Raw genomic sequence first — 20155 nt, 5'->3', positions numbered from 1 at the left:
TTCACCTCGGTTTGCAAGTCTTGAGAGACTCAACACAGGGTACTCCTTATCTCAGTACATCTACGGAGAGATAAGTTTCAGCTGTGTCGTTTCAATTTTCAGCTTGTTCCAGATTGTTAAAGAGCAATATCTTAAACACGACTCGTGAGAGTCATCTTTAAGGTATTTTGGTCCGTTAAGACCGGTGATAATGTCTTTCACACATTATCGGAATGGCGTCCCCAAGGGGATTCGAACCCCTGTTACAGCCGTGAAAGGGCAGTGTCCTAGGCCTCTAGACGATGGGGACACGAAAATTCCGTACCAGCCCACTTTCGTGCCCTGGCACTTTTCGCATCAGCGTAAGGTTGCCCTTACTGCATCAACAGGTGCTCTTGCTCATTAATTTCATCAGACAATCTGTGTGGACACTGCACAATGCGTATCTTTAGGTAAGGAGGTGATCCAACCGCAGGTTCCCCTACGGTTACCTTGTTACGACTTCACCCCAGTCATGAATCACAAAGTGGTAAGCGCCCTCCCGAAGGTTAAGCTACCTACTTCTTTTGCAACCCACTCCCATGGTGTGACGGGCGGTGTGTACAAGGCCCGGGAACGTATTCACCGTAGCATTCTGATCTACGATTACTAGCGATTCCGACTTCATGGAGTCGAGTTGCAGACTCCAATCCGGACTACGACATACTTTATGAGGTCCGCTTGCTCTCGCGAGTTTGCTTCTCTTTGTATATGCCATTGTAGCACGTGTGTAGCCCTACTCGTAAGGGCCATGATGACTTGACGTCATCCCCACCTTCCTCCGGTTTATCACCGGCAGTCTCCTTTGAGTTCCCACCATTACGTGCTGGCAACAAAGGATAAGGGTTGCGCTCGTTGCGGGACTTAACCCAACATTTCACAACACGAGCTGACGACAGCCATGCAGCACCTGTCTCAGAGTTCCCGAAGGCACTAAGCTATCTCTAGCGAATTCTCTGGATGTCAAGAGTAGGTAAGGTTCTTCGCGTTGCATCGAATTAAACCACATGCTCCACCGCTTGTGCGGGCCCCCGTCAATTCATTTGAGTTTTAACCTTGCGGCCGTACTCCCCAGGCGGTCGATTTAACGCGTTAGCTCCGGAAGCCACGGGTCAAGCCCACAACCTCCAAATCGACATCGTTTACAGCGTGGACTACCAGGGTATCTAATCCTGTTTGCTCCCCACGCTTTCGCACCTGAGCGTCAGTCTTTGTCCAGGGGGCCGCCTTCGCCACCGGTATTCCTCCAGATCTCTACGCATTTCACCGCTACACCTGGAATTCTACCCCCCTCTACAAGACTCTAGCTTGCCAGTTTCAAATGCAGTTCCCAAGTTAAGCTCGGGGATTTCACATCTGACTTAACAAACCGCCTGCGTGCGCTTTACGCCCAGTAATTCCGATTAACGCTTGCACCCTCCGTATTACCGCGGCTGCTGGCACGGAGTTAGCCGGTGCTTCTTCTGCGAGTAACGTCAATGCACAGTGCTATTAACACTGAACCCTTCCTCCTCGCTGAAAGTGCTTTACAACCCGAAGGCCTTCTTCACACACGCGGCATGGCTGCATCAGGCTTGCGCCCATTGTGCAATATTCCCCACTGCTGCCTCCCGTAGGAGTCTGGACCGTGTCTCAGTTCCAGTGTGGCTGGTCATCCTCTCAGACCAGCTAGGGATCGTCGCCTAGGTGAGCCATTACCTCACCTACTAGCTAATCCCATCTGGGCACATCCGATGGCGTGAGGCCCGAAGGTCCCCCACTTTGCTCTTGCGAGGTCATGCGGTATTAGCTACCGTTTCCAGTAGTTATCCCCCTCCATCAGGCAGTTTCCCAGACATTACTCACCCGTCCGCCGCTCGCCGGCAAAGTAGCAAGCTACTTTCCGCTGCCGCTCGACTTGCATGTGTTAGGCCTGCCGCCAGCGTTCAATCTGAGCCATGATCAAACTCTTCAATTAAAAGTTCGATTTGCTTCAACTCGTGAAGCGGTGCTCAAAAATTAACTTTCGTAATAATTCAACTAAATGAATTACTGCTTGGTCACTCTTTAAGACTTGATATTTTTTGCCACCGGAGTGGCTGATATCGTCTTGTGAGTGCCCACACAGATTGTCTGATAAATTGTTAAAGAGCAGTGAGTTACGCGCTTTCGCTTGGCAACTCGAGGTGGCGTATATTACGCTTTCCTCTTTCAGTGTCAACCGTTTATTTCACTCGGTTGCCGCTGTTTTTAATCTTTCCGACTCGTTCACTTCGTGATGTTGTTCACGTTGTTCCCTGTCGATGGAGCGGCATTATAGGGAGTTCTGAGCAGGCCGCAAGGGCTAATTTTAAGAAAAACCACTGTTTGCTGCATTCCACAGCAAATACACCGCTTATACCGTGTTTTACACAAACTTATCCACAGAGCAACATCTTGCTCAAATTTTACGAGCGCCGCGCAATCGTTTTCGCTACAATTTCGCGCGTCTGTTTTTACGTTCATTAAGGTAACAACTAAGAAAAATGAGATGCGAAAGGACAGTTATCTCAGTGCAAAGCCGCTCTTTTCTCAAAATTACTCTATATAAAGAGAAGAAAGCGCCTCTTGAACTCAGATAACACTCTTTACTGCGACTTCAAAGCCAAGGAAATAACCACCATGTTACAACCTCGTCCAATCCGCCGTGCCCTACTCAGCGTTTCTGATAAGGCCGGTATCGTAGAATTCGCCGAAGCTTTAGTGCAACGCGGCGTGGAATTGCTCTCTACAGGCGGAACTGCTCGCTTACTCGCTGATGCAGGCCTGCCGGTGACCGAAGTTTCTGACTACACCGGGTTCCCGGAGATGATGGATGGACGCGTCAAGACCTTGCACCCAAAAGTGCACGGCGGGATTTTAGGTCGCAGAGGCAAAGACGATGAGATCATGGCGCAACACGCCATCGCGCCTATTGATATGGTGGTCGTAAACCTTTACCCGTTTGCCCAAACCGTTGCGCGCCCAGACTGTTCATTGGAAGACGCGGTTGAGAATATTGATATCGGCGGGCCAACCATGGTTCGCTCAGCGGCGAAGAACCATAAAGACGTGGCGATTGTGGTTAAGAATGGGGACTTCGCTTCTATTATAGAAGAGATGGATAACAACGACGGCTCCCTGACGCTGGAAACCCGTTTCAACCTGGCGATTAAAGCCTTTGAGCACACCGCGGCTTACGACGGCATGATTGCCAACTACTTCGGTACTATGGTTCCCGCTTACCACGGCGAAACCGACAAGCCTTCCGGCCAGTTCCCGCGCACCCTGAATCTGAGCTACATCAAGAAGCAAGATATGCGTTATGGCGAGAACAGCCATCAAAACGCAGCCTTCTATATAGAAGAGAATGTTAGCGAAGCTTCGGTCGCCACCTCGCAGCAGCTGCAAGGCAAAGCGCTCTCTTACAACAATATTGCGGATACCGATGCTGCTCTGGAGTGTGTGAAAGAGTTTGCAGAGCCGGCCTGCGTCATTGTTAAGCACGCCAACCCGTGCGGCGTAGCCATCGGCGATTCCATTCTGGCAGCCTATGAGCGCGCCTATAAAACCGATCCGACTTCTGCTTTCGGCGGCATTATCGCTTTCAACCGCGAGTTGGATGCTGATACCGCAAAAGCCATCATCAGCCGCCAGTTTGTGGAGGTGATCATCGCCCCTTCCGTGAGCGAAGAGGCTCTGGCACTGACCGCGGCTAAACAAAACGTTCGCGTGTTAACCTGCGGACAGTGGCAAAGCCGCCAAAACGCGCTGGACTTCAAACGCGTGAATGGCGGCCTGTTAGTGCAAGACCGAGATTTGGGTATGGTTGAAGCCTCAGACCTGCGCGTGGTCTCTTCCCGCCAGCCGACTGAGCAAGAGCTGTCCGATGCCCTGTTCTGCTGGAAAGTGGCGAAGTTCGTTAAATCCAACGCCATTGTTTATGCCCGCGACAAAATGACGATCGGCATTGGCGCAGGCCAAATGAGCCGCGTCTACTCGGCGAAGATTGCCGGTATCAAAGCCGGGGATGAAGGTTTAGAAGTGGCGGGTTCCGTCATGGCGTCCGACGCCTTCTTCCCATTCCGCGATGGTATTGATGCCGCCGCTGCCGTGGGCATTACCTGCGTGATTCAGCCGGGCGGTTCAATTCGCGATGATGAAGTTATCGCCGCGGCAAACGAGCACGGTATCGCCATGCTCTTTACCGACATGCGTCATTTCCGCCATTAATTCATAGACCACGACTCATTTTTTAGCGGGCTGACTCAGCCCGCTCACCCGGAGCTTCTCATGAATATTTTAATTATTGGTAACGGCGGGCGTGAACACGCCTTAGCGTGGAAAGCCTCACAGTCCCCGCTGGCGGATAAAGTCTATGTTGCTCCAGGCAATGCGGGCACGGCACTAGAGCCTCTGCTTGAGAATGTGGACATCGCCGCCACCGACGTTGCTGGCCTGCTGGCCTTCGCCCAGAGCCACAACATTGGTCTGACAATCGTTGGGCCAGAAGCGCCGCTGGTTATCGGCGTAGTAGACGCTTTCCGTGCTGCCGGTTTGAAAATCTTCGGCCCGACGCAAGAAGCGGCCCAGCTTGAAGGGTCAAAAGCCTTCACCAAAGATTTCTTAGCTCGCCACAAGATCCCAAGTGCGGATTACCAGAACTTTACCGAAGTTGAGCCAGCACTGGCCTACCTGCGCAGCAAAGGCGCGCCAATCGTCATCAAAGCCGACGGCCTTGCCGCAGGTAAAGGCGTGATTGTCGCCATGACGCTGGAAGAGGCAGAAGCCGCCGTTAATGACATGCTGGCGGGAAATGCCTTTGGCGACGCCGGGCATAGAATTGTTATCGAAGAGTTCCTCGACGGCGAAGAAGCCAGCTTTATCGTCATGGTTGATGGCAAAAATGTGCTGCCGATGGCCACCAGCCAAGACCACAAGCGCGTCGGCGATGGCGATACTGGCCCGAACACCGGCGGCATGGGTGCCTATTCACCGGCTCCGGTAGTGACCGATGAGATCCACCAGCGCGTGATGGATCAGGTGATCTGGCCAACCGTGCGCGGCATGGCGGCTGAGAACAACACCTATACTGGCTTCCTGTACGCTGGTCTGATGATTTCTGCCGACGGCCAGCCGAAGGTGATTGAATTCAACTGCCGCTTTGGCGACCCAGAAACTCAGCCAATCATGCTGCGTCTGCGCTCTGACCTGGTGGAGCTGTGTCTTGCCGGTGCAGAAGGTCGCTTGGACGAAGTGACCTCAGAATGGGATCCGCGCCCTTCTCTTGGCGTGGTTCTGGCCGCGGGCGGCTATCCGGGGAACTACCACAATGGTCAGCCGATCCACGGCTTGCCGCTGGAGGAAGTGCCGGACGGTAAAGTGTTCCACGCCGGGACCCGTCTGCAGAATGAGCGCGTCGTGACCAACGGTGGCCGCGTGCTCTGTGTTACCGCACTGGGCAAAACGGTGGCCGCCGCACAGTTACGCGCTTACCAGTTGGCGAAAGATATCAGTTGGGAAGGCAGCTTCTGCCGTAAAGATATCGGTTATCGCGCCATTGCTCGCGAGCAAGACCAGTAACCCCTGCCCCAGAACGGCAAAAGGCACGCCGAAGCGTGCCTTTCTTATTTATACAGCTTTCGCCAAGTCTCTTGGCTTATAAGTCGGACTCTTTCGGTTCCCACTTACAGAAATCTTCATTGGCCACCAGCAGCAATTCATCCCCTTCTGGCGCACTGAGCCAGGCTAGCCCAAGGCGATCATTGGCCTGCGCGGCGCGCTTGGCTAACCAAACCTGCGAGCGAACGCTGAGGCTCAGAGTGACGGGCTGGCCCGCGCAAGAGGTAATATTGCCCTGTTTCCACTGCCCCTGAATCAGCTGGACGTTACCGGCGCGCAGCGTGTTGCTGAGTTCGAGCAACTTCGCGGCTTTATATTTGTACAGCTCGATATCATCTGACGAGAGCTTTTCCCGGCGTTCGGGGAGCTGTCTCTGCATAAAGCTGACGTGGCCTTCATTGTCGAATCGCAGCATCACTCCAAGATCGGTCTTGGTGGCGTGGGTTTCGCGCATCAGGTGCAATTGGTCTTGCTGATATTCATAGCGGGTGATCACCGTGTCACCACCATAGTAGGGGCTGTACACGTTGACGATAGTTTGAGGGTGGTGGTCGGCATTGTCGCGACGCCATAGGCGATTAATGCCTTGGTCAGCAACATAACCACTGGCGCTGAACAGCGGCGTGGTGTCTTTGGAACTGCAACCCACCAAACCGAGTACCAGCAAAGCGGCAGCCAGTTTGGAGGTGATAAACAAAAGGGGCCGCTTAGCCGCCCCCTCGCTTATTCTTTTCACTGCAAGCAATTACTTAACAGCGTCTTTCAGAGCTTTACCAGAAACGAACGCAGGCACGTTGGCAGCTGCGATTTTGATTTCTTTACCAGTCTGTGGGTTACGACCAGTACGCTCGTTACGATGATTTACCTTGAAAGTCCCGAAACCAACCAATTGTACAGCATCACCTTCTTTCAGAGACTCGGTAATAGCAGACAGTGTAGATTCAAGAGCAACTTTGGCCTGTGCTTTGGAAAGATCAGCTTTGTCCGCAATTACATCAATCAGTTGAGTCTTGTTCATAAGTTATCCTTTACAGTGTGTTTATCGTTTGCAAAGCATCGAGTGCGACGGATATGCCGATTGACAGCACCCTCCTGCATACACGCACCGATAGCCACTTTTTTTACGCACCCCAAATGTAGACCAGACAGGGTGCGGATGTGAAGCCTTAAGGCACGACAAATCAGGCGTTAAATCACGTTTTCTTGCCTTATTGCGCTAAATTTATGCCAATGTTACTCACGGCGGCTTCACGCAGGTCAGAACGTAACCCTTTTATTAATTCAAGGTCACGCTCTTCACAGTCAGCCAACAGGCGGAAAATCTCCCATTGGATGTCCCATTCTTCCTCAACAGCAGGGATAACTTTCAGTTCTTCATCGGTCATTTCTTTGCCAGCCTGAGTCATCTCAAGCATAGCAACGGTGCGAATTGACGTTTCACTGACAGCAATCGCATGCGAGAGCGTCTCACCGCTGAGCCGCGAGTGGATCAGTTCACCTAATGCGATACAGGCGTCAATTGCTGGGTAAACGCCGTAAATATCGTAGTCTTCAGCAGAAGGCACCGCCTCCTCTAACTTCTCAAGCTGTGTGTCAAAATTGACTTTGGCGTCCTTGACGACCAGCGTTTCCCAAACCAAATCCAAGATACGACGGTACAGCTGTGGTTCGCCGAACCCGGATTGCAGACAGAACATCTGATAGTTGGGATACATGCGCTCACAAAGGCTCGCCATAAACGTCAGGTGTTGCCAGCTTTCTAGCTTCTCCAGACGTAAATGTATCGGATTACGTAACATGGTTGGTTCTCGTTAACTTTTTCTGCGCAGGAGTTTACCTGAAATGATTGCAGATCCCTATGCCTTGATTCCTAAAGATTCCCGCTCAGGCGCTGCCAGCGCTGAAATGCTACCCGATTTGAGGCGACGGCGTCGGCCCAACGAGTAGGTTCAGGTAGTCGATAACCCCGCATACATTGTTCCACCCAGAAAAAAGCAGATTCTATGCTGATGTGATTACCGGGTGAAATGAACAATGGGTTACAGCGTAGTTTACTGCGCCACACCCAGCCAATTTGTTCGTCGCGGTCATACAGCGACTGTCGGCTATGCAGGGCATCTTCGAGGGGTAAAAACTTGCCGAACAGGCGGCTTTTTGCGACACCAATGGTCGGCACGTCGATCATCAAACCAAAATGGCTGGCGACGCCTAAACGCCTTGGATGCGCAATGCCCTGACCGTCTACCAGCACTAAGTCAGGCTGCTGTTGAAGCTGCTGCCAGGCCTGCATCAGCGCTGGCAGCTCACGGAAAGAGAGAAAACCGGGGATATAGGGCATGGTGGTCGCGATACGGGCAATCTGGTATTCCACCAGCTCAAGGGAGGGATAACTCAGGATAGCAATCGCCGCCCGCGTCACCTCGCCCCCCTGCTCGAATCCTACGTCAGCACCGGCAATAAAGCGCGGCGTCTGAAAACCGTCCGGGTCCTGTAGGACAATATTATCCGCCAGCACCCTCTGCTCTTCTCGTAAAACACGAGTATCAATCATTCCTATACCTTATAAGCGCTTACTGATGGAAACGGCGCGATAAGTTGTGCACGGCCTCCACGAAGACGCCGGCATTCTCAGGCGGCACGTCCTGATGAATGCCATGTCCCAGGTTGAAGACGTGACCATTACCGCTGCCGAAACCAGATAAAATCGTTTCGACTTCCTGCTCAATGCGCGCAGGCTCAGCGTAAAGCATAGACGGGTCCATGTTACCTTGCAGAGCAACTTTGTCGCCCACGCGACGGCGCGCATCGGCAATGTCCGTGGTCCAGTCCAGACCCAGCGCGTCACAGCCGGTGGCAGCCATCGCTTCCAGCCACTGCCCGCCGCCTTTGGTGAACAGCGTTACCGGCACGCGGCGTCCGTCGTGTTCACGAATCAGGCCATCAACGATTTTATGCATATAGTTCAGGGAGAATTCGCGGTAATCGCGAGGTGTAAGCACGCCGCCCCAGGTGTCGAACACCATCACCGACTGAGCGCCAGCTTTGATTTGCGCGTTGAGATACAAAATCACGCTGTCCGCCAGCTTATCCAGCAGCAGGTGCAGGGTTGCCGGTTCGGCATACATCATCTTTTTCAGTTTGGTGAAGACTTTGCTGCTGCCGCCTTCCACCATATAGGTCGCCAGCGTCCACGGGCTGCCGGAGAAGCCAATCAGCGGCACTTCGCCTTTCAGGTTTTTGCGAATGGTGCGCACGGCATTCATCACATAGCCCAGTTCCATCTCTGGATCAGGGATCGGCAACTTTTCCACATCAGCGCGGCAGGTCAGCGGAGAAGTAAAACGCGGGCCTTCGCCAGTCTCGAAATACAGCCCCAGGCCCATGGCATCAGGAATGGTCAGAATATCGGAGAACAGGATCGCCGCATCCAGCGCATAGCGGCGCAGAGGCTGTAGCGTCACTTCACACGCCAGCTCGGCGTTTTTGCACAGCGACATAAAATCACCGGCCTGGGCGCGCGTCTCTTTGTACTCTGGCAAATAGCGTCCAGCCTGACGCATCATCCACACCGGGGTCACATCAACGGGCTGACGCAGTAAAGCGCGCAGGTAGCGATCGTTCTTCAACTCACTCATTATTACTCATTCCTTCAATAATCTTGGCCGCACGGCATTCGTCTGGGCGGCATTGTAGCATGCCTATTATTCAGCATCGCCGTCGCGCTCGGCGCGGCACAGTACGACAGTATCTTCAATCAATCGACGGGCAATAGTGCCGACCGGCGGCAGCTGCGGTAAGGCGTCGAAGCGATACCAACCGGCGCTGAGCAGCTCTTTCGGGTCGTGTTTGATGTCGCCGCCGTCGTATTCCGCCATAAAGGCCATCATCAGAGAGTTCGGGAAAGGCCACGGCTGGGAGCTAACATAACGCACGTTTTTGACGCGCACATTGCTCTCTTCCATCACTTCGCGGGCCACGGTCTCTTCCAGCGTTTCGCCGACTTCGACAAAACCGGCCAGCACGGTGTGAATGCCATTGCGATGGCGAACATGCTGCGCCAGCAAAATCTCTTCACCTTTACGGATAGCGACGATAATGCAGGGAGCGATTTGCGGGTAATAGCGTTCACGGCAGTGGCTGCACAGGGCGGCCCACTCGGTTTTGCTGACCTGCATTTCATGGCCGCAATAACCGCAAAACTTATGCGAACGGTAGAACTCGGCGAGCTGCACGCCGCGCCCCACCAGCTGGAATAAGCCTTTGTCCTGATCCAGCAGTTGGCGTGCGGAGAACATATTGTTGTCCATCGCCTGACGAACCAGCCAAACCGGCGCACCCTGCCATTCGCCAATTTGTCGGCAAATTTTGCCAATCAGTGAGAATTGCGCCGCATCACCAAAAGGTAATTCGCCCTGTGGCAGCCACAGCTTGCCCTCGTGGCTGATCACCCACCAGCCGTTATGTTGGTCTGTTATCTGTAATTCCATATTGTTGTTGCATAACCTCGACGAGACTGACAATCTGGTTTTCGGAAGTTAAATATTAGTTACTTATACCCGCCTGAAAAAACAGTAACTTACCATACAAAACAATACCTTAACCGCGTCACACATCCGCATGAATCCGTATAAATCTGACCAATTGGGTCAAAATGTGGATCACTTCTTGAATTCTAACGGGTTCAGTTTAACGGCATCATTCAAGTATTCGGGCGCAAAGTGCGCATAAACCATAGTCTGTTGAATTGAAGCATGACCAAGTATTTTTTGCAGTGTAAGGATGTTGCCACCGTTCATCATAAAATGCGTAGCAAACGTGTGTCGCAAAACATGACTGGCCTGCCCGCGCGGTAGGCCGACAATGATCCGTTTGAGAACGCTCCGCATATTGTTGTAATTAGCATCAGGAAATAAGAGCCGCCCTTTACCAGAAGTGATTTCTTCATAAAGAACCGGTGAAATAGGGACTGACCTGTTTTTGCCGTTCTTCGTATCAAAGAACGTGACCTTATGCTCAATTACCGCATCCCGCATAATGCCAGCGGCTTCGCTCCATCTAGCCCCAGTAGCTAAACATAATTTTGCGACTTTGAGGTTATCGCCGTTGAGAGCACCAAGCAAAGGGGGGATGTCATCGCGTGAGAGAAAAGACATTGTGCTGGCGTTAACTTTAAAGAGTTCCGTATCCTTGATGGGGTTTTCGCTATGATACTGACCCGCCTTTATCAAGGCATTGAAGACGCCGCTTAATAATAATTGATATCGATTTACTGAGCTTGGCTTCGCGCCAGCCTCCAACCGTGCCGCGCGGTAGTCATTAAAAAGTTTATTATTTACCTGGTCAGCACGCGGATTACCCAAATCAGTATCCAGCGTTTCCATCCGCTGCTTTACTTTCGCGCCCGACTTAAGTGTCTTGCCGTGGTATTTCCACCATAGCTCAATTAGTTCAGACAATGGTCGCTTATCGGAAGGCTTTTCAATCCATTCTTTATTATGATTTTTTGCGATTGTCCACCGCTCAAACTGGAGCGCTTCGGCTCTCGTATCAAAGCGCCGCCTCACTCTTTTGCCCTGTCGGCCCTGCGGGCGAACGTCTACAAGATACTGACCCGATTCTAATTTACTGATTGTCATAATCGTCTGGCAGTTCCCCTGTGCTAATCAAGGCTAATAGTTCATCTTCCCGTAAAATCATTGTTCCCTTTTTTCTAGCAACCTCTAATTTTTTTGGCCCTGCATTGTAGCCCCCGCAAAGGAAATGAAGATTAACTGTAATATCCTTCCGAACTATCATCCCAGAAGCTGCGGCGGCAGTGGTTAACCTCTCCTTATCCTCTTTTTTGAAACCCGTAAAACAGATTTCAAGCGGACCGCTAAAATCCAAGGGTCTAAGCATTCCTGGTGATTCATATTTTTTGTGCTTCTTACGCTCAATAACGAAAAGAGGTAACTCCCTAGCGCCCGGCTCGGAAACCAAGAACTCACGAACTTTTTCGGTATAAACCTCTGCATCTTCCATGCAGCCGAAGAAACCAACTACGCGGTCTGTTCTAAAAGTTTTATAGCTACCACTCTTGCTACAGATACCTTGAATGTAGTCACCAACTTCCATTGCAGTGGATAGTGCATATGCCGAGACTTTATTCTTAGTTGTTACATAGGAGATAAAAATATCGCTCATATCAAAACGTCCTTATTTTCAATTTAAAACCACGGTGACCTTTCTGAACAAATCCCACCGCCAGACCATTTATTCATTATTTTCAATGCTATCAGCCAACCTTCTGGTCGTTTTGGCGGCTGGATGTGTTGTTTTGCCCATCAGGGGAGAGAGCCGGAGAGATCTGTCCGGCACTTTCCATTGTCTTATCCGTCATTAGCCAAAGCGTATATTTCTCAAACCTAGGGTGCTGTGTAATTTTTAAGAGCATTTCACTTCCAACAGCACGGCGATCAGTTTCATAGAACTTTTGCGCCCCTTCAGCCACCCCCGTAAGTTCTGCAAATTCTTGTCGGCTCAGCCCTTCGGCCTCCCGCACATCCCTTATTTTTTTACCAAGACTCGTTGACATGGTAGCAATTGCTCCCTATTCTTTTGCCCAAGGGGTAGCTATTGCTACCGCAATCCTAATAAGTCCGAATAAATCCGAACATGATCCAAAAGGATAAACGATGACACTCAAGAGACCCAAGCCCGTAATGGTGAAAATGCCGGATTGTCCGGTCGTTTTTTGCCTCCCTTACCCGAAATTGCCACTTTCTGCATACGCCGAAGTAACAGGGCAGACCGTGCGCACCATTCAGCAGCAGGCCAATGAAGGGAAATTAGTGCTAACCAAAAACAAGCCAGGAAGGGAGCGTCAGGTAAATATGGTTTACGAATTTCTTGAGGCATACGAAGAGGCGCAAGAAGCGCTTCGCATGAAGATTTAAGGGGGCGACATGACCCATCCAATCAAAGAAGTGAGCCGCCATTCATCTATATATCGCGGCTTCTTAATTGTCCGTCGCCCGGCAACTTTTCTAAACAAGATTACCCGCTACGAAGTGACCCTGAGTGAGCAGTCTTTTGGGTTATTCGATGCACAGGCCCAAGCGACTGACTACATAGACGAATTGCACGAGCAAAAGGAGAACGCCGCATGACAGCCCCATTTTATGCAGCCGCAAACCAGATTTTGAGAATGTACGAACGTCGCCAGTTAGTTGCCAAAGAAAAAGCCCCTGCCAATTCATCATGTGAACGCTATTGGGCATATGAGCGACTTTGTGATTTAGCCGGTGCCGCAGCTTATGCAGGTAGTAAAGAAGCTACGGTCATTAAAAACGCCGCTGAACTTTGGAAAAACTCAGAGCGTATTCCAACCCCCTTCCCTGATGATTTGCACGAGGATCACGTATGACCACCGCACAATGCCCGTCACTGGCAAACATGCTGACCAACGGCCAGCAAATTACCCACCGAGCGCACCAGCGCGGATGGATTGAAACACCAGACGGTCGCCACTTCCAGCCGAAGACTACCGAAGTGCAATTCATTAAAGGCCGCCGACTGCCGTTTATGGCTCGTCAACACAACAAACCTCGCTGGTTCGCCCGGCTGATGGGTATTTTTGCTTAAAGATTTACGGGAGGGCTTATGTTTCCTTCAAATAACCAGCAGGTCGAGCCGTTACCTTTTAAAGACTTTCAGGTAAAAGCGCGTCGGCTTTTTAAGCGAACTGAAAACACCGCTTGCCGCCGCTTTAACGCTGGCAGTGATGATTTTAAATTCGTAGTGCTGACGCTCTCGAACCGCCGCACACCCAAGCTATTTTCACCCTCTGACATTGGTAAACCGTTTGAATCTTTCAGCGACTACCAGCGGGAAAAGATAATTGACGCAATGAACAGCCTTTCGAAGTGGGGCCATGCATTGCCTAATTTCATTTCGGCATCTGACCGAATTCTAGACATTTAAATACAGCCAAAAAACAAATAGGCGCTCACGCGTCGGGCTTTCTGCATCCAAAAAACAGCCAATTAAGGTGACCAATATGTTTAACAGCTTAGAAAAACAAACCCTAAAAGTGATCCAAGACCTTGCCCCCCTTCTCAAGGATTTAAGTTCAAAGTATCAAATTGGTGAAATCAAACTTTCAATAACAGGTAGTGTTTTTAGCTTCGGAAAACCGGCTGGGGTATCAATTCGCGTCATTGAAAAGAACGCTGATAATTACGAAGCCCATTGGGATTCACTGATTTTTTCAATTCTTGGTGCTGATGCTAAAGCCGACATTATTGATAGTGTCGATATTGAACGAACCACCAACAACGCCATGAAATATATAAAAAACATGGCATTCGACCTGTATCAGCAACGCCTTATGGCTAAGTCATTTCAAAGAGCATCACGCGATCACTACCGCAAGATGATGGAGTCTGAAATCTCTGATTTCTTCGCAAGCCTCTATCAGCCTGGTTCGCCGGATGTTCAAAATGGTGGACTCTTACAAGCTGAGTTAATGAAGCGTGTTTCAGTGGTCTTCGCTGACACAAAAGCAGCAGAGTGACAAACCACAACCGGGGCCGCATGGCCCCAACTCCACCACCATCTTTAAGCCCTGGAAAGCCTGATAGCTTCGCCGGGGCTTTCGTGTGGAATAAACCTTTAGCCGCGATTGGCGTCGATATGACCCCTGCGCCAATTTCGCCCCCATCAGCACCGCTTGAGCCGCACCCAGCCGTTACCGCTCATCTCGACCGCCTGAATAAAAACGGCGTTAACGAGTTGGAAGAAGGCAGTCAGGTTTTAAGCGACCTACTCAAAACCCGCGCCGCTATTGAGCGCAGCAACTACGAGCGTGAAAAGGCGACATGGTCAGCATCGCCGGAAGGCGTGGAAGAAAGATTCCAGAAAGAACCGTTTTTCATCCGATCACCGTATCAGAATAAAATCACATGGCTTCGCGCCAATCGCGGGACTAAGCACACCAATGCATTTTTGATGGGTACCATTAAGAATGCATTGCTGCGCCTTGATGCCGTTCGCAAATACCACGGCGTAAGCACCGGCCATGACTCTGAGTTCATCGCCTATTACCGCCCGTCATACTGTCATTTGGCCGAGTTCACCAAGCCGAGAGTCAAAACGCTGGCGAACGAAGTCGCCGGGCGTCTGAACGAAATGTTTACCACGGCCATTGAGGAACGCGGAGGCGATGCAGCGGCCCTGCCAGATGAAGAACTGCTGTTTATTTATCGCCATATGGCCGTTGAGGTTCACGCGCTGCGCGTGCGTCCACCGTACTGGAAAAAGCTTAAGCCGCTGTTTGCACCGGTCGAACTGCCACCGGAACCGCTCGACCGTGCTGTCTTTGTGTCGGCGCTGTCCCGCCTGATTAATGCTGATTGGTGGGAGCATCAGTTATGGCGGCTGCGCTGTGACTGGCGCGAAAACCAACTCCGCGCTATCGGCAGCATCCACAAACGTGCGACGCCGTACATTAGCCGCGACGCGCTGGCCGACTGGCTGGAACAGCGCCGTAAGAACCGCGAGTTTTTCAAGTCGCACGAACTGGACGACGGCGAAGGCAACCGTATGTCGCTCGAATCCATGGTCGATGCCAGCATCAGCAACCCAAGCATTCGCCGCCATGAACTCATGGCCCGCATGAAAGGCATTGAGTTTGTCGCCCAGTCACGCGGCGACGTTGGCGTTTTCTATACCATCACCTGCCCGTCGAAATACCACGCCACGAACGCCAGCGGCCACGGCAACCCAAAGTGGAACCACAGCGATGTAAAACAGGCCCAAAAATACCTTACTAACCTTTGGGCGCGTATTGGCTCGAAGCTAAACCGCGAAGGCTTGCGCGTTTATGGGTTCCGCGTTGCCGAACCGCATCATGACGAAACGCCCCATTGGCACCTGTTGTTATTCATGCAGCCAGAAGAACGCCAAGCGATCACCTCAATTATGCGCGGCTATGCCATTAAAGAAGACCGAGCAGAACTGGGCAAGCGCACCGGCGCACGCTTCACAGCCAAACGCTTAGACCCGAAGAAGGGCAGCGCCACGGCCTACATCGCGAAATACATTTCGAAGAACATCGACGGCTACGCGCTGGACGGTGAAAAAGACCACGACACCGGCAAGCCGCTAAAAGAAACCGCCCGCCTGGCAATGGCGTGGGCATCCCGTCACCGCATCCGTCAGTACCAGCCGATTGGCACACCACCGGTGACGGTCTGGCGTGAGCTGCGCAAGCTGAATAACCAGCTGGTCGGCAACCTGATTAAAGCCGAAAGTTATAAGCGCGGGCAAAAGCTGTTACCCGATACTGCGATGGATGCGGTGATGTCGGCAGCCGACGCCGGTTGTTTTGCTACCTACATCATGCGTCAGGGCGGCGTCCTAATCCCCCGCGACAGCTACGTCGTGCGTCTGGCCTATGAAGACGGCAAGAAGCCCAACGCCTACGGCGAGATCACCGAGAAGATTTTTGGCATTTTCTCGCCGCGACTGGGCGAGGATTCTCGCGTCTGCACGCGGTTAAAAACATGGACGATTGTCGCCAAACAAAAGACGCAGCCCGCCGCAGAACAGCACGAAGCAATGGAGATTTTGACCTTACCGGACGGCCCCGCCGTGCCTTGGAGTTCTGTCAATAACTCTACGGGAGAGGAAAATTTAAACACTATTCCGGCAGTTGAAGACAGAAATGTCGATGATATTGCCCCTGATTTTGAGCAGTTCACCGACAAAGACCGCCGCGCACTGCTGCGAAGGCTGAGAAGCGAACCGGCAGCACCTAAAAAGCATGAAAATCCGTTCCCGGAAGGGAATTCTATGCACGAAGCCTGGGCGAACGCAGAGGAAAAAGCGCAGGAAATGGCCCGAGTGCGTGAGTCAAAAATGATTAATGCCAGAGATAAAGCATCAAAAATTATCGATTCAGCCTATACGGCCGGAATTCATATTGATGAATTGACCGCAATGTCGTTAGCCATGGGGGGCGAAATCACCTTCAACAACCGGCGTTATATTGCATCGAAAGATGGAGATTTGTTTGCGCTGGGCAGAGGTAGTAAAGAGCGGTCAACAGCATTGCACCAATTTATTGGCCGCATCAAAGAAGCCACAAAAAAACCCGCCTAAGCGGGTTTCCTCATTTAAACTGCCTGCCCATTTAGCAGGTTGAGCGCGAATTGCCGTTCGTCTGGCTTCAACTGGTCGATTAAGAATTTCACCAGTTTGTTGCCGGTCAGCCCGCTGGGGCTGAGTGAGTGTGAGAACGTCGCGTTAAAAACGAAGGTGTGACCGCACTCAACTTCTGAACAGGCACAGTATAAATCGGCCAGTTTCTTGTCTTTCCAGTCAGATTTACGAATGATGGCCGGTGACCCGCATTCTGGACAATTAATTTTAAAAATGCGCATGTTTACTACCCCGCACGCCAGCGCCAACAATGGGGATGATTTTAGCTCATTTGTGCTCATTTCTCGCCCTTTTCAGCGTCAATTACTGGGATTTCAACGTCAAAATTTAGATGCAGGTGCGCGGGGATCTCCCTGTCGCTGTTAATCCCGTTCATAAATTTACGCTGGAGCGGGATAACTTCGTCTTTGCGGTAGGTATTACGGGCCGTTTCGGGGTTGCCCATGACGGCGCCGTTAGTTGGAATAATCCCCGCAAGCCCAGCCGGGAAGCGGTGCGCGGTGAAAATATCCTGTGCGGTGATGCTTTTTACGCTGGCAAACTCGTCTTTGGCGCTGACCTCGCCGACCGGCAACAGCTTCAACCCCTCCGCGCTACCGTTGGGAATATTCACAAACATATTGCGGAAGTTACCCAACCCCTTTGACTGCTCAATCTTTTCTTTAATTTCCGCTTCCACCTCGCCGGTGATATTGGCGTCGTTGGCATACAAGATGAAGCCCATATGTGCGCCGTTGTGGTAATAACGACGGCGGAAAATGGTCGATTCGCTGTTAAGCAATACCGAGTGGATGCCGCCGATATAATCCGGCAGGCCGTAAACCTGTTGGCGCGGGTCATAGGTTTTGAAAAACACCACGTCGCGCGGGTCATAAATTAGCGCTGGCCCTTCCTGCAACACCACGAATTCCCCATCCTTTCGACAACGCAGATAGAGCGACGGCAGCGGCAGCAGGTCGATTACCTGCCCGAAGGCGTTACGAATTTTCAAGACGGCCACGTCGCCAAACAGCAGATAATCAAACGCCATTTGCTCAACCTGATCCGTTGTCAGCCCGCCGCCCAGGTAGCCACCGGCCACCATATTGCGTCGCGCATACAGCACGCCGCCGTGCTGGCCGTTGAGGTTCGGCAACTGCGCCAGCGCCAGCCGGTCAATCGGGTGCCGCCAGTGGTCATAGTCGTTGTCGTACCAGATGTTGTGATAGTCGGTGCCCGTCGTAAGTATGGGTTCCGGTTCGCCGAAGGTGATAACGCTCCCCTGCCCTGGCGTAAACGTTTTGGGTGTTGCGGCGGCGGCGTGCTGCTTGCGTTGCTTGCGCTTTTTGGTTGTCATGCTGCTTTTCCAAAGGCCCAGGTAGATGGGCGGTCAAATTCATAGTCCAAGGGTTCGTTAATCACGGCGTGCGAGATAGCGAAGAAAACGTCAGCGTGGCCGGTGGCCTCCGAGCGTTCAGCGACGAAGGTCAGCGCGTTGCCGCTGGCCGTGGTGGTGCGGCGTATCGCCATGAAGCTGGCCGGAATTTCGGCCCGCTCTTTATTAGTTTCGTCTTGGGCATCCTTTACCCACTCAATGCGCTTACGCTCAACAACGTCTATCATCTTCATGACCAGGCGGTTTTTACTCTCGACGCTGTACAAAATGGCGTGCGCCTCGCGCGGGGCAAATTTGGTCACCAGGTCATAAACCCCCCTTCCAATGCCGGTCGTGTCGATACCGATGTAGGTAATGTTAAAGCGGCGCATAAGCTGCTTTATCTGTTCGGCCTGCCAACTAAAGTTAAGCCCCTGCCACTGGTAGATAGCGAGAACGCGAAACCGTTCGCCATCGAAAATCGGCGGTGCCACTACCACAAAGGTGGAGTTATCCCCCGACCGTGACGGGTCAAAACCGGCCCACACCTCGCGATTACCGAACGGCCTAACTGCTGTCGGGTCGTAATCGCCCCAAGTCCCGCCATCAACTTCGCAGGCTGTCAGCGTAGAGAATTTAAATACTGCATCTTTGCTATCAACAAACTCGCACATGTACAGCATGGCGTACGTAGTCGCGTTGTACTTATTACGCAGTTTTTCAATATTAACTTTCGCGCCAAGCCCACGCTTGACCGCATCTTCCATGGTGATGATGTAACGCCAGATTTCATCAGGGCAGCGAACACCTCCCTCCCGCAATACTTTATCTTTGGGGAAGACCTTGCCTTTGCGTTTCGCGTCGTCTTCGCTCCACGCTTCCCCCGTCCACACGCCGTACGCCTGATGGGTCTTAGCGCTGGGCGTCGAAAAATAAGTCGTGCGAAATTTGTCATGCGTCGCCATGGCTGACGCCACTTCATGCAATTTGGTGAATTTGGGTATCCAGAAAACTTCGTCACCGTACAGGTGGCCGTTAAACCCCTGCGCCGTGCTGGCGTTGGTTGAGAGAAAACGCAGAATCGCGCCGTTGCTGAGTCGAATATTTTTACCGGTCAGCGTGATGCCGAAATGTAACTGTGCAAACTGGACGATGTACTCGCGGAATATTTCAGACTGTGCGCGGGAGGCTGAGAAAAAGACCTGATTGTCGCCGGTGAGGACGGCGTCTTCGAACGCTTCCCAGGCAAAATAGTAGGTCATGCCCACTTGGCGGCTTTTCAGAACAAAGCGCCAGTCTTCATCTTTATGGTCGCGACAATGTAATTGGTATTCGTACAGGTGTGTGCGTGACCACTCTTCCAGCATTTCCGGCGTGATGCTGGATATGTCATTCTTCTTATACTTACGCTTACGCCCTTCTCCTGATCCCCCTCCCTCGAAACCGCCATCGTCATAGACCGTCATGCTTTTGGCCTTAATCTCAGCCATCTTTTCAGCGTGTTTATTATTTTGGGCCATGAGTTTGACGTGTTGGGCCACCAGGTCGCGCAACTCCTCCAACTCCAGCGCGGTTTTCTTCTCGCGGTTGGTCAGTTGGTTGACGCGGCGGGCGATGGAATCTTCGATAGATTCCGCAGGCAGCAGGCCAGCCCACTGGCCGACGTCGGCCCAATGGTAAATCGTGCGCGGCGGGAGGTTTAATTCCTGCGCAATATCTTTAGGCGTCCAGCGTTTTATATATAACGCGCGGGCCGCTTCTTTTATTTCGTTCGAATATTTAGCCATGCGGCTATTATGTCGAGAAAAAAGAAACGAAATTATCATTAAATATCGGCATTAAGTGGTTAAGCATATATAACCGAACGCACCCGAAATAAAGCGGGTGCGTGATATTCCGCATTTCGTAATACTGCCCTCCACAGAATACCGCTTATTATATTTACCGATTATTTAAGGTCTG

21 protein-coding genes, 1 tRNA gene and 1 rRNA gene are annotated in these 20155 nt (G+C 51.8%); 9 read left to right on the top strand and 14 right to left on the bottom strand.

Features of this window, described 5'->3' with window-relative positions:
* Positions 1-213: 213 nt before the first annotated feature.
* A tRNA-Glu gene (locus tag V2154_RS00345) sits at positions 214-289 on the bottom strand.
* Positions 290-432: 143 nt separating this feature from the next.
* Positions 433-1975 (bottom strand): 16S ribosomal RNA (locus V2154_RS00340).
* Positions 1976-2658: 683 nt separating this feature from the next.
* Between V2154_RS00340 and purH the strand changes: the two genes are divergently transcribed.
* Positions 2659-4248: a bifunctional phosphoribosylaminoimidazolecarboxamide formyltransferase/IMP cyclohydrolase gene (gene purH, locus V2154_RS00335; RefSeq protein ID WP_353500615.1), complete on the top strand. Its 1590-nt coding sequence runs from the start codon at positions 2659-2661 to the stop codon at positions 4246-4248.
* A 60-nt stretch (positions 4249-4308) separates the two neighbouring features.
* Positions 4309-5598, top strand: a complete 1290-nt coding sequence (gene purD / locus V2154_RS00330) for a phosphoribosylamine--glycine ligase (protein ID WP_353500614.1) — start codon at positions 4309-4311, stop codon at positions 5596-5598.
* A 76-nt stretch (positions 5599-5674) separates the two neighbouring features.
* Here purD and V2154_RS00325 read toward each other — a convergent pair whose 3' ends face one another.
* The 9 genes from V2154_RS00325 to V2154_RS00285 all read right to left on the bottom strand — a co-directional run bounded on the left by V2154_RS00325 (position 5675) and on the right by V2154_RS00285 (position 12211).
* Positions 5675-6334 carry a DUF1481 domain-containing protein gene (locus V2154_RS00325; protein WP_437341984.1) on the bottom strand — a complete coding sequence of 220 codons (660 nt, stop codon included), beginning with the start codon at positions 6332-6334 and terminating at the stop codon, positions 5675-5677.
* A 48-nt stretch (positions 6335-6382) separates the two neighbouring features.
* A complete protein-coding gene (hupA, locus tag V2154_RS00320) occupies positions 6383-6655 on the bottom strand; it encodes a nucleoid-associated protein HU-alpha (protein WP_013577396.1) in 273 nt (90 codons plus the stop codon).
* A gap of 190 nt (positions 6656-6845) precedes the next feature.
* Positions 6846-7436 carry a YjaG family protein gene (locus V2154_RS00315; RefSeq protein WP_034795037.1) on the bottom strand — a complete coding sequence of 197 codons (591 nt, stop codon included), beginning with the start codon at positions 7434-7436 and terminating at the stop codon, positions 6846-6848.
* Positions 7437-7507: 71 nt separating this feature from the next.
* Positions 7508-8188 carry a deoxyribonuclease V gene (nfi, locus tag V2154_RS00310; RefSeq protein ID WP_353500613.1) on the bottom strand — a complete coding sequence of 227 codons (681 nt, stop codon included), beginning with the start codon at positions 8186-8188 and terminating at the stop codon, positions 7508-7510.
* A 19-nt stretch (positions 8189-8207) separates the two neighbouring features.
* Positions 8208-9272 carry a uroporphyrinogen decarboxylase gene (gene hemE / locus V2154_RS00305; RefSeq protein WP_353500612.1) on the bottom strand — a complete coding sequence of 355 codons (1065 nt, stop codon included), beginning with the start codon at positions 9270-9272 and terminating at the stop codon, positions 8208-8210.
* A gap of 66 nt (positions 9273-9338) precedes the next feature.
* The gene (gene nudC / locus V2154_RS00300) at positions 9339-10124 is read right to left on the bottom strand and encodes an NAD(+) diphosphatase (protein WP_353500611.1); all 786 of its coding nucleotides are present in this window, start codon (positions 10122-10124) and stop codon (positions 9339-9341) included.
* Between the two features lie 171 nt (positions 10125-10295).
* Complete coding sequence (locus tag V2154_RS00295) at positions 10296-11273, bottom strand: phage integrase (RefSeq protein ID WP_353500610.1); 978 nt, start codon at positions 11271-11273, stop codon at positions 10296-10298.
* On the bottom strand, positions 11260-11820 hold the full coding sequence (locus V2154_RS00290) for a BRCT domain-containing protein (protein WP_353500609.1): 561 nt from the start codon (positions 11818-11820) through the stop codon (positions 11260-11262). The genes V2154_RS00295 and V2154_RS00290 overlap by 14 nt, the downstream gene beginning before the upstream one ends.
* 91 nt (positions 11821-11911) lie before the next feature.
* Positions 11912-12211 carry a helix-turn-helix domain-containing protein gene (locus V2154_RS00285; RefSeq protein ID WP_353500608.1) on the bottom strand — a complete coding sequence of 100 codons (300 nt, stop codon included), beginning with the start codon at positions 12209-12211 and terminating at the stop codon, positions 11912-11914.
* A 100-nt stretch (positions 12212-12311) separates the two neighbouring features.
* Here V2154_RS00285 and V2154_RS00280 point away from each other — a divergent pair, with 100 nt between their 5' ends.
* The 7 genes from V2154_RS00280 (at position 12312) to V2154_RS00250 (ending at position 16779) form a co-directional block, all read left to right on the top strand.
* Positions 12312-12572, top strand: coding sequence for a hypothetical protein (locus tag V2154_RS00280; protein ID WP_353500607.1), 261 nt, complete (start codon positions 12312-12314; stop codon positions 12570-12572).
* Positions 12573-12581: 9 nt separating this feature from the next.
* A complete protein-coding gene (locus V2154_RS00275; protein ID WP_353500606.1) occupies positions 12582-12785 on the top strand; it encodes a hypothetical protein in 204 nt (67 codons plus the stop codon).
* Positions 12782-13042, top strand: a complete 261-nt coding sequence (locus tag V2154_RS00270) for a hypothetical protein (RefSeq protein WP_353500605.1) — start codon at positions 12782-12784, stop codon at positions 13040-13042. The genes V2154_RS00275 and V2154_RS00270 overlap by 4 nt, the downstream gene beginning before the upstream one ends.
* The gene (locus V2154_RS00265) at positions 13039-13260 is read left to right on the top strand and encodes a phage filamentation protein Fil family protein (RefSeq protein WP_353500604.1); all 222 of its coding nucleotides are present in this window, start codon (positions 13039-13041) and stop codon (positions 13258-13260) included. The genes V2154_RS00270 and V2154_RS00265 overlap by 4 nt, the downstream gene beginning before the upstream one ends.
* An 18-nt stretch (positions 13261-13278) precedes the next feature.
* Positions 13279-13599 (top strand): hypothetical protein, encoded by a 321-nt coding sequence (locus V2154_RS00260; protein ID WP_353500603.1) that lies wholly within the window; start codon positions 13279-13281, stop codon positions 13597-13599.
* A gap of 76 nt (positions 13600-13675) precedes the next feature.
* A complete protein-coding gene (locus V2154_RS00255) occupies positions 13676-14191 on the top strand; it encodes a hypothetical protein (RefSeq protein WP_353500602.1) in 516 nt (171 codons plus the stop codon).
* Between the two features lie 20 nt (positions 14192-14211).
* Complete coding sequence (locus V2154_RS00250) at positions 14212-16779, top strand: replication endonuclease (protein WP_353500601.1); 2568 nt, start codon at positions 14212-14214, stop codon at positions 16777-16779.
* Positions 16780-16793: 14 nt separating this feature from the next.
* Here the strand turns inward: V2154_RS00250 and V2154_RS00245 are convergent, their stop codons facing one another.
* The 3 genes from V2154_RS00245 to V2154_RS00235 are packed head-to-tail and all read right to left on the bottom strand — an operon-like array spanning position 16794 to position 19980.
* Complete coding sequence (locus tag V2154_RS00245; protein WP_208950143.1) at positions 16794-17060, bottom strand: Ogr/Delta-like zinc finger protein; 267 nt, start codon at positions 17058-17060, stop codon at positions 16794-16796.
* Positions 17061-17116: 56 nt separating this feature from the next.
* Positions 17117-18175, bottom strand: a complete 1059-nt coding sequence (locus V2154_RS00240) for a phage portal protein (RefSeq protein WP_353500600.1) — start codon at positions 18173-18175, stop codon at positions 17117-17119.
* On the bottom strand, positions 18172-19980 hold the full coding sequence (locus tag V2154_RS00235; RefSeq protein WP_353500599.1) for a terminase large subunit domain-containing protein: 1809 nt from the start codon (positions 19978-19980) through the stop codon (positions 18172-18174). The genes V2154_RS00240 and V2154_RS00235 overlap by 4 nt, the downstream gene beginning before the upstream one ends.
* Between the last annotated feature and the right edge of the window lie 175 nt (positions 19981-20155).

The organism is Ewingella sp. CoE-038-23, from assembly GCF_040419245.1.
GTDB lineage: Bacteria > Pseudomonadota > Gammaproteobacteria > Enterobacterales > Enterobacteriaceae > Ewingella > Ewingella allii.
Note: the sequence above shows the minus strand (reverse complement) of the source record. Positions and strands in the feature narration are given on the sequence as shown.